The 14680-nt window shown below is 64.9% G+C and carries 11 protein-coding genes and 1 pseudogene; 8 read left to right on the top strand and 4 right to left on the bottom strand.

All coding sequences use genetic code 11. The features are described from left to right. Positions 1–165: 165 nt before the first annotated feature. The 4 genes from BZG29_RS23815 to phaP all read right to left on the bottom strand — a co-directional run bounded on the left by BZG29_RS23815 (position 166) and on the right by phaP (position 6550). Entirely contained in the window at positions 166–1866 is a 1701-nt protein-coding gene (locus BZG29_RS23815) for a methyl-accepting chemotaxis protein (RefSeq protein WP_077408121.1), read from the bottom strand. Positions 1867–1992: 126 nt separating this feature from the next. Then, entirely contained in the window at positions 1993–3801 is a 1809-nt protein-coding gene (locus BZG29_RS23810; protein WP_077408119.1) for an ABC transporter transmembrane domain-containing protein, read from the bottom strand. Beyond that, a complete protein-coding gene (locus BZG29_RS23805) occupies positions 3791–5542 on the bottom strand; it encodes an ATP-binding cassette domain-containing protein (RefSeq protein WP_077408117.1) in 1752 nt (583 codons plus the stop codon). Before BZG29_RS23805 ends, BZG29_RS23810 begins: the two co-directional genes overlap by 11 nt. 165 nt (positions 5543–5707) lie before the next feature. Beyond that, a complete protein-coding gene (gene phaP / locus BZG29_RS23800; RefSeq protein ID WP_077408115.1) occupies positions 5708–6550 on the bottom strand; it encodes a TIGR01841 family phasin in 843 nt (280 codons plus the stop codon). A gap of 393 nt (positions 6551–6943) precedes the next feature. On the opposite strand from phaP, the gene BZG29_RS23795 reads away from it, so the two are divergent. The 8 genes and pseudogenes from BZG29_RS23795 to ugpC form a co-directional block, all read left to right on the top strand. Further along, positions 6944–8218: an amidohydrolase family protein gene (locus BZG29_RS23795; protein ID WP_077408113.1), complete on the top strand. Its 1275-nt coding sequence runs from the start codon at positions 6944–6946 to the stop codon at positions 8216–8218. A 36-nt stretch (positions 8219–8254) separates the two neighbouring features. After that, entirely contained in the window at positions 8255–8773 is a 519-nt protein-coding gene (locus BZG29_RS23790) for an N-acetyltransferase (protein ID WP_077408111.1), read from the top strand. After that, on the top strand, positions 8770–9300 hold the full coding sequence (locus BZG29_RS23785; RefSeq protein ID WP_253192686.1) for a GNAT family N-acetyltransferase: 531 nt from the start codon (positions 8770–8772) through the stop codon (positions 9298–9300). The genes BZG29_RS23790 and BZG29_RS23785 overlap by 4 nt, the downstream gene beginning before the upstream one ends. 136 nt (positions 9301–9436) lie before the next feature. Beyond that, positions 9437–10717, top strand: coding sequence for a sugar ABC transporter substrate-binding protein (locus BZG29_RS23780; RefSeq protein ID WP_077408109.1), 1281 nt, complete (start codon positions 9437–9439; stop codon positions 10715–10717). A 111-nt stretch (positions 10718–10828) separates the two neighbouring features. Next, positions 10829–11719: a carbohydrate ABC transporter permease gene (locus BZG29_RS23775; protein ID WP_077408107.1), complete on the top strand. Its 891-nt coding sequence runs from the start codon at positions 10829–10831 to the stop codon at positions 11717–11719. Next, the gene (locus BZG29_RS23770) at positions 11707–12534 is read left to right on the top strand and encodes a carbohydrate ABC transporter permease (RefSeq protein ID WP_077408105.1); all 828 of its coding nucleotides are present in this window, start codon (positions 11707–11709) and stop codon (positions 12532–12534) included. Before BZG29_RS23775 ends, BZG29_RS23770 begins: the two co-directional genes overlap by 13 nt. Before the next feature lie 11 nt (positions 12535–12545). After that, on the top strand, positions 12546–13586 hold the full coding sequence (locus BZG29_RS23765) for an NAD(P)-dependent alcohol dehydrogenase (protein WP_077408103.1): 1041 nt from the start codon (positions 12546–12548) through the stop codon (positions 13584–13586). A gap of 2 nt (positions 13587–13588) precedes the next feature. Further along, positions 13589–14677, top strand: a pseudogene (gene ugpC / locus BZG29_RS23760) (sn-glycerol-3-phosphate ABC transporter ATP-binding protein UgpC); the annotation flags it as partial. Positions 14678–14680 lie beyond the last annotated feature (3 nt).

Genomic DNA, 14680 nt, shown 5'->3' with positions numbered 1-14680 from the left:
TGCCAGCAGCCAATGCGCTTTTTGCCATGATGCCCGTTTCTGTCTGCCTGCCAACGTCCCGCCCCCGCAATGACCATGCTTGTCTGCAGCGATTATATGATGTTGCAATCAAGAAATATCATGGCATGTGCAGATTTTTGCGAAAATGCACACTTTGGCTGCGCCTCAGCGCAGGGCCAGGGCCGCCGGGCCTGGCGCGCTGCCCTTCAGGCGGAAGATGGCGACGGCCGTGATCAGGGCTTGCGCCTGTTCCTGCAGGCTCTCGGCAGCGGCCGCCGCCTGCTCGACCAGGGCGGCGTTCTGTTGCGTGATGTTGTCCATCTGCGTGACGGCCTGGTTGACCTCGCTGATCCCCGCGCTTTGCTCGTGGCTGGCGCCGGTGATCTCGCTCATGATGGCGGCCACCTTCTGGATCGATTCCACCACCAGCGCCATGGTGCGCCCCGCCTCGTCGACGAGCTTGCTGCCGGCGTCGACCCGTTCCACGGAGGCGCCGATCAGGGTCTTGATTTCCTGCGCTGCGGCAGCGCTGCGGTGAGCTAGGCTGCGCACCTCGCCGGCGACGACGGCGAAGCCGCGCCCCTGTTCGCCGGCCCGCGCCGCCTCGACGGCCGCGTTCAGTGCCAGGATATTCGTCTGGAAGGCGATGCCGTCGATGACGCCGATGATGTCGGCGATCTGGCTGGAACTTTCCTTGATCGCGCCCATGGTGCTGACCACCTGGGCGACGACGGCGCCGCCCTGCACGGCGACGGCCGAGGCGGTGGCGGCCAGCTGGTTCGCCTCGCCGGCGTTGCTGGCGTTTTGCCGCACCGTCGCCGTCAGCGTTTCCATCGAACTGGCCGTTTCTTCGAGGGAACTGGCTTGCGCTTCAGTACGCGCCGACAGGTCGGCATTGCCCAGCGCGATTTCGTGCGTGGCCACCGACATTTCGCCGGTGCTGCTGCGGATGTCGCCTATCAGCCCCGTCAGGTTGGCGTTAATGGTGTTCATCGCATGCAGCAGCACGCCGATTTCGTCGGCCCTTTCGATGACGGCGTCGATGCTCAGGTCGCCGCCGGCGATCAGCTGCGCCGTGGCGATCGCCTGGTCCAGGCTGCGCTTGATGTGGCGGTACACGAGGAATAGGCACAGCAGCGAGACCATGACCGACACCAGCAGCACGCCGACCGTGACGGAGTAGGCCGCCATGGTGCCGCTCATCGCCGTCTGCACGGCTGCGCTCGTGCGCTGGTCGAGCAGCGTGAGGAATTCATTCACCGGCTGCATGATTTTGCCCTTGTTGCTGTGGTAGGCGGCATCATGCATGATGGTGCGGGCCATTTCCGGGTCCGGCGGCCCCTTCTTGGTAAAGTTGCCGCTGCCATCGTCGAACAGGCCCTTGACGGCGTTCATGGCGATCACCTCGGTCTTGACCAGGCCGTCGGAATTGGCCTGGGCCTCCTGCAGTTTGGCGAATTCCTGCTCACTGAAGCCGGCTTTGCGCATCAGCTCGGCCAGGGGTACGGCGGGGCCCGTCGACGCGGGCACGGGCATGCCCGCCGCCACGAAGTCCCAGTAGATGCGTTCGTAATGGTCGGGGCGCGGTTTCTTGCCGTTGCGGATGTCGAGGATGTCCAGATATTGCTGCTCATACCTGGCGTCGCCCGTGACGACGTAGGTGCGGGCCAGCCGCGTCAGGTCGTCCGAGCTTTGCCGCAGTTCGTCTGCCAGCAGGTAGGACTGGTAGCGCGTTTCCGTGACGCGGTTCGCTTCGGCCTGCTTGCCCGCCACGCGGAACAGCGCCCACAGGCTGATGACGGAGAGCGCCAGGCTGAGCAGAAAAATGGCGGTGAAGATATTCTTGATCGACAGTTTGCTGCGCATGGTGCCCCCCGGAAGTGTGGTTGGGGCCGTCGGCGCTGCCCGCCAGATGAATATACTCCCGTCTGTACGGCATTTTTAATGCCGTACAGAAAAAAAGTGGCGCCATGCAACGGTGCCCCCTGCCTGTCAAACTGCCAGTTGCTGCAGCAGATACAGGCGCTGGTACAGGCCGCCTTCGATCTGCATCAGGGCGTCGTGCGGGCCCGCTTCCGTGATGCGGCCATGGTTGAGCACGATGATCCGGTCGGCTTCGCGGATGGTCGACAGGCGGTGGGCGATGGCGATGATGGTGACCTTGCCGCGCAATTCATTGAGGGCCGTCTGCACGATCTGCTCCGTCTGGCTATCGATGCGCGAGGTCGCTTCGTCCAGCAGCAAAATGCGCGGCTGGCCGGCCAGCGCGCGGGCAATCGCGATCAGCTGCTTCTGCCCCGACGACAGGCGCGAACCGCCTTCGCCCAGCGGCGTGTCGTAGCCGTGTTCCAGCGCGGCGATGAAGTCGTGCGCATGCGCGGCGCGCGCGGCCGTCTCGATCTGCTGCTGCGTGTAGCCGCGGCCCATGTCGATGTTTTCGCGCGCCGAGGCGGCCAGCAGGAAGGGGTCTTGCGGCACCAGGCCCACGTCGGCGCGGAAATGCTCATTGTCGATGCTATCGAGGGCGACGCCATTGATGGCGATGCTGCCCTGCGTGACGGGGTAAAAGCGCAGCAGCAAGGAGAGCAGGGTCGACTTGCCGCTGCCCGTGTGGCCGACGATGCCAAAGAAGGCGCCTTGCGGGATGGTCAGCGACAGGTCGTGCAGCACGGGCTGGTTTTCCACATACGCAAACGTCAGGCGCGCGATGTCGACGGCGGGCGTGTTGCCGTCATGCGCGCCATGGCGTGCCGCCGGCGCGGCTTTGCCGGGCGCGTGTTCCAGCGCCTGCGCTTCGTCCAGCAGGGCCGAGACGCGCGCCGTCGCCACCACAGATTGCTGCAATTGGCTGAACTGCATGGTGATCTGGATCAAGGGTTCGATCACGCGCGCGATGTAGCTGATGAACGCATACAGCACGCCCACTTCGACGGCACCCATCTCGCGCCGGCCGAAGCTGAAGATGACGACGGCCAGCAGCACGATGTTGAGCATGTCGAGCGCGGGGCGCAGCAGCCAGGCGTTGGCGCGCAATTCCTGCATGCGCGCCGTGTAGTGGTCCTGGTTGATGCCCGTGAAGCGCGCGCCGAAGCGCTTTTCCGCGTTATTCGCCTGCAGCACGCTCATGCCGCCGATCGATTCGGCGATCTGCCCGTTGATTTCGCTGCGCAGGGCGCGTGCGCGCGTGACGGCCGGCGCGCTCCAGCGCTGGTACAAAAAGACGATGAGCAGCACGGCCGGCAGCAGCGCCAGCACGATCAGCATCAATCGCCAGTCGAGGAAGGCCATGGCGGCCATGGTGCCGACCAGCACGATGGAGCTGTCGAGGATGACGAACAGCACCTGCACGTACAGCGATTTCACCGCTTCCGTGTCGTTGGTGACGCGGCTGACCAGCTGCCCCGTGATGGCGCGGTCGAAAAAACTCATCGGCAGGCGCAGCACGTGCTGGTACACGGTTTCGCGCAGGCGCTGCACGGAGCGCATGGCCAGGCCGGACAGGCGCACCAGCTGCAGGTAGCGCAGGCCTGACGCGACCCAGCCCGTCAGCAGGCAACCGCCCAGCAGCAGGGACATGCGCGTCCAGTCAAGGTTGCGCGGCAGCAGGTGCTGGTCGATCAGGGCCTTGCCTAAAATGGGACCCGTGACTTCCAGGGCGGCGGCGAGGATCAGCCAGAACGTGGCCCAGTACAAATGGCGCAAGTCGGGCGCGGCGGCGCGGCGCAGCAGGCCGATCGCTTGCGCGGCCTGGCGGCGCACGGATGGCGTGGCGGTGGTGGCGTGGTCGTTCTTAGATGGCATCGAGGCTGGCCTCCAGTTGTTGATAGCGCCACTGGCTGGCGTACCAGCCGTCGCGCTGCATCAGCGCGTCGTGGTTGCCCGTTTCCGTCACGTGGCCGTCGCGCAGCACCAGGATCAGGTCCGCGTTGACGACGGCGCTCAGGCGGTGGCTGGCGATGATGGCGCTGCGCTCGGGGCGCTTGCGGCGCAATTCCTCCAGGTGCTGCAGGATGCGCGTTTCCGTGCCCGTGTCGACGGCGGACAGCGCATCATCCAATAGCAGCAGGCCGTTGTCGGCCAGCAGGGCGCGGGCAATCGCCACGCGCTGGCGCTGGCCGCCGGACAGGGTGATGCCTTTTTCGCCCACATGCGTTTGATAACCGTCGGGGAATTGCAGGATGTCCGCATGGATGTCGGCCAGCTGCGCCGCCCGTTCCACTTCCTCGCGCGTGGCGCCGGGGCGGGCCAGGGCGATATTGTCGGCAATGGTGGCGGAGAACAGGAACGATTCCTGCGGCACCCAGCTGATGGCCGCGCGCAGCGCATGCAGGGTGTAGGCGTCCAGCGGCTGGCCGTTCCAGGTGGCCGTGCCCGATTGCGGCGTGACCTGGCGCAGCAGCACGCGCAGCAGGGTCGACTTGCCGCTGCCCGTGGGGCCCACCAGGCCCAGGGTCTGGCCGGGCTGCAGGCGCAGCGAGATGCCGGACAGCGCGGGCGCCGTCTGGCCCGCGTAGGCAAAGCCGACGTCCTGCAATTGCAGGGGGCCGGGCGCGAGCGTATCAATCGTTCCATGGTCGTCGATGGCCAGCGGCGCATCGAGCATCGGCTGCAAGCGCTGCCAGGCGGCGCGGCCCCGTTCGATCAATGAGAGTACCCAGCCGGCGGCGAACATGGGCCAGATCAGCTGGCCCAGGTACATGGAAAAGCTCGTCAGCGCGCCGATGGTCAGCTGGTCTTGCCACACGAGGTAGCCGCCCAGGCCCAGGGTCAGCGCCGTGGCGGCCGTCAGGGTCAGGCCGACGGCCGGTTCATACGCCGCTTCCCAGCGCTGCGCCGTCAGGCTGGCGTTGGCCGCATGGCCGGCCAGGGTGGAAAACTGCTTGCTGCTGCGCTCTTCCAGGCCCAGCGCGCGCAGGGTGCGCACGCCCGACAAGGACTCTTGCACATGGTCGTTCAGCGCGGAAAAGCGCTTTAAGGAATCCGTCGACGCCGTGTGGATATGGCTGGAAATGCGCCAGAAGGCCAGTCCCATCAGCGGGAAGGGCAGGAGGGCGATGCAGGCCAGGCGCCAGTCCACGCCCAGCAGCATGATGCCCAGCACCATCAGCAAGGTCAAAGTGCCGTCGAAGCCGGCCAGCATGGCTTCGCCGGCGGCCATTTCGATGGCGTCGATGTCGTTCGTCGCCAGCGCCATCAGGTCGCCCGTGCGCTGGTTCTGGTAGAACGACGCGCCTTGCTGCGACATGCGCGTGTAAAAGCGCGTGCGCAGCATCACGCCCAGCTGGTAGGCGGCCTTGAACAGGGTGATGCGCCAGCCCACGCGCAGGAAGTAGATGACGACGCCGACGGCGAGCAGGGTCAGCAGCTCAAGCCACAGTTCGGCCGCCGTCATGCGGTGCGCGGCCAGCGCGTCGATGATGGCGCCCACGCGGCGCGGGATCCAGACGGTCAGTGTTGCCACGCCGGTCAGCATGACGGCGGCGGCGGCATACGCCGGCCAATGCTGACGCACGAAGCCGGCGATGAGCCTCGATAAACTCATGGTTACCTTTTGTTTTGAATAATGGGGTGTCGCGGGGCGGAAGGACGGGCACGCGGACGGAAAGTACGCGTAGGATACAACAAGGCGGAAAAGCGCGCTGTGGGCGGGCACGCAAAAAACGGGCCGTAGCCCGTTGTTTTGCTGCGTCACTGCCGTGCAGGAGGCTTACTTGCGGCCGCTGCCTTTGCCGCCGCCCAGCATGTCGAGCTGTTTCGATGGCGTGCCCTTGGGCGCTGCCTTGGCTGCCGGCGCCGGGGCGTGCTTCACGGCGGCCCTGGCCACGGTCTTGCCGGCGACGCTGGCCGGCTTGGCGGCCGGTTTGCTCGTAGGAAACGGTTTCGCGGCCGGCTTGGCGGGGGCTGGCGCGGCGGCTTTTGCTGGTGCTGCGGCAGGAGCCGGTGCGGGCTTGGCCGCTTCCGGCTTGGCTGCCGGTTTGGCCGCCGGCTTGGCTTCCACGGCTTTCACGGCAGGCTTGTCGGCAATCTTCTCGGCAACCTTGGCAGGCGCTGCCGCTGGCTTGGCGGCCGGCGCGGCTACAGGGGCGGGGGCTGGCGCGGCCTTGGCGGCCGGCTTGGCTACTTCGGCTGGCTTGGCGGCAACGGGCGCTGGTGCCGCTGCCGGCGCAGGCGCTGGTGCTGGTGCAACGGCAGGGGCCGGAGCGACGGCAGGGACGGCCGCATCGAGGCGGGCCTTGGCCGAGGCCAGCAATTCCGCCTGGGTGCCCGAGGCGATGCCGAACAGCTGGCGGCTGTAGGCCAGCACGCTAGCGATATTCGGCTGCGCCTGGCTGGTGCTGTAGCTGAAGAAGTCGCGCGGATCCTGCGTGACCAGCAGGTGCTGGGCCGTTTCTGCCGTCTGCGAGATGGCCGCCTTGCCGGCGTTCAGGTTCAGGGCGATGATTTTCTCGGCGCTTTCGAAGACTTTGCTGGTCAGAAAGCTGAAGATTTGCAGCTGGTTTTCCAGTTGCGACTTGGCGGCGCTGGAAATTTGTTCAGGAAGCGGAAACATATTTACTCCTTTGTACGGATTAAAATGCTGGCAAAACGCTCTGCAAAATCCCGAAAACCAGAGTTGGCCGCGTTTTGTAAAGTGGGTAGCGTGCTGAACAGCTAAACATGGACTGATTATGATGCAACGCAATATGAATATTCTAGCGGTGATTCGAGTTAGTTGAAAGCTATTTTCTCAAGGGCGTGCACCGCGTGCTTTCTGCATGTTCGCATGTATTCATGCGCCCGGCAGCATTTGCAGGAAGTTTGCGCGCGCGCAAAGCGTTGTCATGAAATCTATGGCTACGCTTTTGCCAGTGACTATATTCGTGCGCTGCAGCATCCTTGAGGAAGATAAGCTGACAATGCACTGGAAGCACCCGATACCGCAGTCAACCGAAGGAGTGTCCGCATGGACCTAGTCATCCGCAATGCCAGCCTGCCCGACGGGCGCCGCGCCATCGATATCGCCATCGAGGGCGGCCGCATCGCCGCCGTCGGCCCCGCCTTGCCCGTGAAAGGCGCGCAGGAGATCGACGCCGCCGGCGACCTCGTCACGCCGCCCTTCGTCGACGCCCACTTCCACATGGACGCCACGCTCAGCTATGGCTTGCCGCGCGTGAACGCCTCCGGCACGTTGCTCGAAGGCATCGCCCTGTGGGGCGAACTGAAGCCGCAATTGACGCAGGACGCGCTGGTGGCGCGCGCCTTGCAGTATTGCGACTGGGCCGTGGCGCGCGGCTTGCTGGCCATCCGCTCGCACGTGGACATCTGCGACCCGCGCCTGCTGGCCGTCGAAGCGCTGCTCGACGTGAAACGCCAGGTGGCGCCGTATCTCGACCTGCAACTGGTGGCTTTCCCGCAGGACGGCATCCTGCGCAGTCCCGGCGCCTTCGACAATTTAAAACGCGCCATCGCCATGGGCGTCGACGTGGTGGGCGGCATCCCCCATTTCGAGCGCACCATGGCCGACGGGGCGGAGTCCGTCCGTCTGCTGTGCGAATTTGCCTGCGAGCGGGGGCTGATGGTCGACATGCATTGTGACGAGTCGGACGACCCGCTGTCACGCCACATCGAAACCCTGGCCTTCCACAGTCAGCGTCTGGGCATGCAGGGCAGGGTGACGGGCTCGCACCTGACCTCCATGCATTCGATGGACAATTATTATGTCAGCAAACTGCTGCCGCTGATCCGCGAGGCGGGCGTGGCGGCCATCGCCAACCCCCTCATCAACATCACCTTGCAGGCGCGCCACGACACCTATCCGAAGCGGCGCGGCATGACGCGCGTGCCCGAGATGCTGGCCGCCGGCATTCCCGTCGCCTTCGGCCACGATTGCGTGATGGACCCGTGGTACAGCCTCGGGTCGGGCGACATGCTGGAAGTGGCGCACATGGGACTGCACGTGGCGCAGATGACGGGCCAGCAAGCGATGCACGACTGCTTCCTGGCCGTGACCGAGACGCCAGCGCGCATCCTGGGCCTGGACGGCTACGGCATCGCGCCCGGCTGCCATGCGGATTTGCTGATCCTCGATTGCGGTTCGACGGTGGAAGCGCTGCGCCTGCGCGCGGCGCGGCGCCTGGTGCTGCGGCGCGGGAAAGTCGTCAGCGAGGCGCCGCGCGCGCAATCGCGCCTGCACCTGCCGGGGCGGCCCGAGAGTGTGAACTTCCGCCTGGGGCGCTGATACAATCGGCCATCACTTGTTATCGGGAGCACCGCCTTGAAAGAAATTGATATCCGCCCGGCCAATGAAGCCGATTTCGACGCCATGTGGCCGATCTTCCAGACCCTGGTGGCCGGCGGCGACACCTACACCTTCCCCGCCGATACCACGCGCGAAGCGTGCCACGCCTACTGGTTCGGCCCCGGCGTGCAAAGCTTTGTCGCCGTGATGGGCAGCGAGCGCCTGCTGGGCATGTACAAGCTGGTGGCGAACCAGCCGGGCCATGGATCGCACGTGGCCAACGCCTCGTTCATGGTCGACCCAGCCGCACAGGGCGTGGGCGTGGGCCGCCTGCTGGGCGTGCACTGCATGGAAGCGGCGCGCCGCGCGGGCTACCTGGCGATGCAGTTCAACTTCGTCGTCAGCACCAACCTGGCCGCCGTGACCCTGTGGAAAAAACTGGGCTTCACGGTTGTCGCCACCCTGCCGCTGGCCTACCGCCACGCGCAACTGGGCTATGTGGATGCCTACGTGATGTACCAGCTGCTGAGCGACCCGATGCAGTGGCCGGCATGAGCGGCGCCATCACTATCTGCGAGACGCCGCGCCTGCGCCTGCGCACGGTGACGCCGGATGATGCGGCCTTCTACCTGGAGCTGGTCAACGACCCGTCGTGGATCGCCAACATCGGGCAGCGCAACATCCACACCCTGGAAGCGGCCCGCGCCGCGCTGGAAACGGGACCCATGGCGCAGTTCCGCGAGCAGGGCTATTCGCTGTACATCGTCGAGCGGCGCAGCGATGGCGTCCTTGTCGGCATGGCCGGCCTGGTGCGCCGCGACAGCCTGCCCGGCCCCGATATCGGCTATGCCGTGCGTCCCGCCTACTGGGGCCAGGGCTATGCCTGGGAAGCGACGGCGGCCATCGTGCGGCATGCGCAGCACGTGCTGCGCCTGCCCACCCTGTACGGCATCACGTCGCTGCAGAACCAGGCGTCGATCAATCTGCTCAACAAGCTGGGGTTGCGCTTCGAGCGCTTTACGCGCCGCCAGCCGGACGGCAAGGATACGAACGTCTACCGCCGCGATTTTCGTCTGGATTGAATGGACAGTGCATATCGAAAGACTGAAAAATAGTATTTAAAATCCGGCCGCTTTTGTAGTGGTGGCGCGCAGTCTTTGTTTTTATAGTTGGCATACCGGTGGAAAACCGCCGGACTATAAAAACTGGAGACTCGTGATGAAAATCGTTACTGCTATTGCATGGGGCGGCGTCATGTCCGCCGCCTGTGCATCGATGCCGGCGGCATCGGCGCAAAGCTGCTCGGTGCCCGTCCTCAAGGTGCTGGCGCAAAAGAGCCTGGGCCTGACCGTGATGGAAAAGACCCTGGCCGAGTATGAAAAGAAAAACGGCACCAAGGTGCAGATCAGCTATTTCGGTGAAAACGACCGCCGCTCCAAGGCCAGGCTCGACGCTTCCACCAAGGCCGGCTCCTACCAGATCTATTACATCGATGAAGCCAACGTGGCCGAATTTGCCACGGCAGGCTGGGTCGTTCCCCTGCTCAAATACCTGCCCAAGGACGCCGATTACGACGACTTCCTGCCGGGCCGCCGCGCCGTCGCCTCGTACAAGGGCGTGGCGTATTTCGCGCCCCTGATCGGCGGCAGCGACTTCCTGTTCTACCGCCGCGACCTGCTGGAAAAGGCCGGCATCGCCGTGCCGAAGACGCTCGACGAACTGGTCGCCGCCGTGAAAAAACTCAACAGCCCGCCGAATGTGTATGGCTGGGCGGCGCGGGGCCAGCGCGGCTCGGGCATGAATGTGTGGCGCTGGGCGCCGTTCATGCTGGCCGCCGGCGGCAAGTGGGAAAATAATGGCGTGCCGGCCTTCAATTCGCCGCAGGCCGTCAAGGCGACGACCCTGTACCGCGAGCTGTTCAAGTACTCGCCGCCGGGCGGTGCCACCTACGACTGGAGCAACGCGCTCGAAGCGTTCAGGTCGGGCAAGGTGGCCTTCATGATCGAGTCGACGCCGTTTGCCGACTGGATGGAAGACCCGAAAAAATCCTCGGTGGTCGACAAGGTCGGCTACGCGCGCCCGCCCGCGCCGCTGGCGTCTGCCGCCTATGGCCACGGCCTGGCCATCTCCGCCACGGGCGCGAAGGATGAATGCACGCGCCAGGCGGCCGGCAAGTTCATCGCTTTCGCCACGGGCAAGGAACAGGAACAAGCGCGCCTGAAGGACAAGGTCTTCAGTGACTACAACCGCAGCAGCACCATCGCCAGCGAATACTTCCGCAAGCACGTCAAGCCGCAGATCCAGGCGGGGCTGACGGACACCACGCCCGTCTCGCGCGTCACCATCTGGCCCAGCCCCGAGTGGCCGGACATCGGCGACAACCTGGGCGTAGTGCTGGAAGAAGTGTTTACGGGCACGCGCGGTGACGTGCAAAGCGCGCTCGATGAAGCGAATGAGTATGCGACGGAAGTGATGCAGCGGGCGCAAAAGCGTAAGTAATTTTTACCCCAACATCGGAACAGCCGGGGTCGGACCCTGAGGGTCCGACCCCGGTATTCGCCTTGGGGTTAAAGCCAGCGCCTGTCTATCCTCGCCTGAAAGCTGATCCTTATGTCGCACTCCATCCGTAAAAAACGCCATACCTGGCTGCCGGCCGTCTTTCTGACGCTGCCGCTGCTGATCCTGCTGATACTGGGCCTGGTGCCCAGCATCGCCGCCATCAACCTGGCCCTGCAAAACCGCGTGCTGCGCTACAGCGACAGCGACTACATCGGCTTTGCCAATTTTCTCCGCCTGTTCGGCGACCGCCGCTTCCTCAATGCCGTGCAGGTGTCGGCCATCTGGGAAGTGGTCACCGTGGCCGGATCGCTGCTCCTCGGCGTGCTGCTGGCCGTGTTCCTGTTCGAGAAAGTCAAGGGCCGCACGCGTGACGTCATCGCGCTGCTCCTGATCGTGCCGGTGCTGCTGCCGCGCGTCTCGGCCGCCTTCATCTGGAAGTTCATGTATTCGCCGCTGATGGGCATTTTGAACTGGCTGCTGGAAATCGTGGGCCTGGGCGGCACGGCGCTACTGTCGGACCCCGCCACGGCCCTGTACGCGGTGGCGCTGGTCGATATCTGGCAGTGGGGCCTGTTCTTCGGCGCCGTCATCCTGAAACTGCTGGAAACCCTGCCCGCCGAACCGCTGGAAGCGGCGCGCCTCGACTACGCCAGCACCTTGCAGGTGTATGCGTATATCGCGCTGCCGATGCTGAAGGTACCGATCATGAGTCTCGTGTTCATCAAGATGGTCGAGTCGCTGCGCTCGTTCGACCTGATCTACGTGATGACCAAGGGCGGCCCCGGCATCTCCACCGAAACGCTGGACATGTATGCGTATGCGCAAGGCATCGGCCTGATGGGCAAGGTGTCGTACGCGTCCAGCATGGCCGTGCTGATGATGCTGGCCACCACCGTCATCTTCACCTTACTCTGGAAGCGGGTCGCCAAATGGGAAAACTGACGCTCTCTCGCGGCTTTGGTGCCGTCACCACCACCGCCATCACTACCGTGATTATCCTGGTGGCGCTGTTCCCCATCCTGTGGGCCGTGCTCAATTCCTTCAAGGAGCTGATGGACATCGTCACGCCCGTGCCGCGCTTTTTCTTCAGCCCGACCCTGGCCAACTACCAGCAGGTGCTGGCCAGCCCGGAAGTGCTGACGGGGCTGGGCAACAGCGTGGCCATCGTCGGCGTGGCCGTGTTGCTGGGCGCCGTGCTGGGCGTGCCGGCCGCGTATGCGATCGCCCGCTATCCGATCCCTGCCAAGAAGGATATCCAGTTCTTCCTGCTCTCCCTGCGCTTTTTGCCGCCCGTCGCCGTCGCCATTCCCTTGATCTCGATCTGGATCGACCTGGGCCTGTACGACTCGCGCCTGTCGATGGTGGTGACGTATCTGCTGGTGACCCTGTCGACCATCATCTGGCTGTCGATTCCCGCGTTTGCCCGCATCCCGAAAGAGATCGAGGAAGCGGCGGCGCTCGACGGCTACGGCCCCTACCAGGTGTTCTGGCACGTGGCCCTGCCGGTGGCCTCGAAGACCCTGATGGGCGGCATCGTCTTCAGCTTCGTGCTGGTCTGGAATGAACTGATGATCGCACTGGCGCTCACCTCCTCGAAAAGCATGACCCTGCCCGTGGTGGCGTCGGCGTTTACCTCGATGGGGCAGGAAGTGCCGTGGGGCGTGGTGAACGCCTCCACCGTGCTGCTGGCGCTGCCGCCGCTGCTGTTCGTCGGCATCCTGGGGCGGCTGCTCAACTCCATGCTCAAACATAAATAAGGAAGTCCATCATGCAAGCACTCGTACTGGAACAAGCGGAAAAAATCACCCTGCGCGACATCGACGTGCCGCTCGTCGTCGGCCCGCGCGACGTGAAAATCAGGATTCATACCGTGGGCATCTGCGGCAGCGACGTGCATTACTTCAAGCATGGCAAGATCGGCCCCTTCGCCGTCGAGGCGCCGATGGTGCTCGGTCACGAGGCATCCGGCGTGGTGGCGGAAGTGGGCGATGAAGTCACGCACCTGAAGGTGGGCGACCGGGTCTGCATGGAGCCGGGCGTGCCGCAGTTCGATTCGCCGGCCACCATGCGCGGCCTGTACAACCTCGACCCGGCCGTGCGCTTTTGGGCCACGCCACCCATCCACGGCTGTCTCACGCCGTATGTCGTGCATCCGGCCTCGTTCACCTTCAAGCTGCCCGACAACGTCAGCTTCGGCGAAGGCGCCATCGTCGAACCGCTGGCCATCGGCCTGCAGGCGGCCAAGAAGGCGGCCATCAAGCCGGGCGACGTGGCCGTGGTGATCGGCGCCGGCACCATTGGCGCCATGAATGCCCTGGCCGCGCTGGCGGGCGGCTGCTCGCGTGTGATCCTGGCCGACCTGGTGCCGGAAAAACTGGCCCTGTTCGCCGGCAACCCGGCCGTGACCACGGTCGACGTGCGCCAGGCCAGCCTGGCCGATACGGTGCGCGAGCTGACGGATGGCTGGGGCGCCGACATCGTTTTTGAAGCCAGCGGCAGCATGCGTGCCTATGACGACATCATCGATCTGCTCTGTCCGAACGGCTGCCTGGTGCTGGTCGGCATGCCGCCGGATAAGGTACCTTTGGATATCGTCGCCATCCAGGCCAAGGAAGTGCGCATTGAGTCGGTGTTCCGCTACGCGAACATCTTCCCGCGCGCCATCGCCTTGCTGGCCTCCGGCAAGATCGACGTGAAGCCCTTCATTTCGCGTACCTTCGGCTTTGCCGACGGCGTGCAGGCGTTCGAGGAAGCGGCCAAGGGCCACCCGCGCGACGTCAAGATCCAGATCGAACTGGCAGGAGCTTAACCATGGCAAACATCGCCTGCAGGCAGCTGCACAAGACTTATGACGAGAAGACGGCAGTGCTGCAGCCGTTCGACCTGGAAATCGATGACGGCGAATTCATCGTCCTGCTGGGGCCTTCGGGCTGCGGCAAGTCGACCCTGTTGCGCATGATCGCGGGCCTGGAAGACATCAGCGGCGGCGAGCTGTTGATCGGCGGCGCCGTCGTCAACGATTTGCCGCCCCGCGCGCGCAACGTGGCGATGGTATTCCAGAATTACGCGCTGTATCCGCACATGACGGTGTACGACAATATCGCCTTCGGCTTGCGCCGCCTGAAGGTGCCGAACGACGAGATCGAGCGCCGCGTGCGCGAGGTGGCGGCCATCCTCAGCCTGGACAGCCTGCTCGAGCGCAAGCCGCGCGCCATGTCGGGTGGCCAGCAGCAACGCACGGCCATTGCGCGCGCCATGATCAAGACGCCGCAGGTATTCCTGTTCGATGAACCGCTGTCGAATCTGGATGCCAAACTGCGCGCGCAGCTGCGTGCCGACATCAAGCGATTGCACCGCCGCCTGCGCACCACCACCCTGTACGTCACGCACGACCAGCTCGAGGCCATGACCCTGGCCGACCGGGTGGTGCTGATGAAGGGCGGGCATATCGAGCAGATCGGCACGCCGGCGGAGCTGTACAACCATCCGCGCACCCTGTTCGCGGCAGGGTTCATTGGCACCCCTGCCATGAACTTCATCGATGGCGTCGTCGAAAAAGACGGTGGGCAAACGGTGCTGGTGTGCGCCGGCTACCGCTGGCCATTGACGTCGCCCCGCTTCGCCGCGCTGGCGGCCGGCACGCGCGTGGTCTTCGGCCTGCGGCCGAACCACTTGCGCGCGGCGCGGCCGGACGAGCCGGCGGGTACGCATGGCCTGGCATGCGCCATCGACCTGGTCGAGCTGCTGGGCGCGGAAGCGCTGATCAGCTTTCAGTGCGGCGCCTTGACCTTGTCCGCCCTGCTGCCGGCGAATGCGGCCAACAGCGCGGCGCAGGTAGGGCAGACCCTGGCGCTGGCCTTCGATGAAGAGCACATGCATCTGTTCGACGCCGACAGCGGGCTG

Source organism: Janthinobacterium sp. LM6, assembly GCF_002002885.1.
Taxonomy (GTDB): domain Bacteria; phylum Pseudomonadota; class Gammaproteobacteria; order Burkholderiales; family Burkholderiaceae_D; genus Janthinobacterium; species Janthinobacterium kumbetense.
Note: the sequence above shows the minus strand (reverse complement) of the source record. Positions and strands in the feature narration are given on the sequence as shown.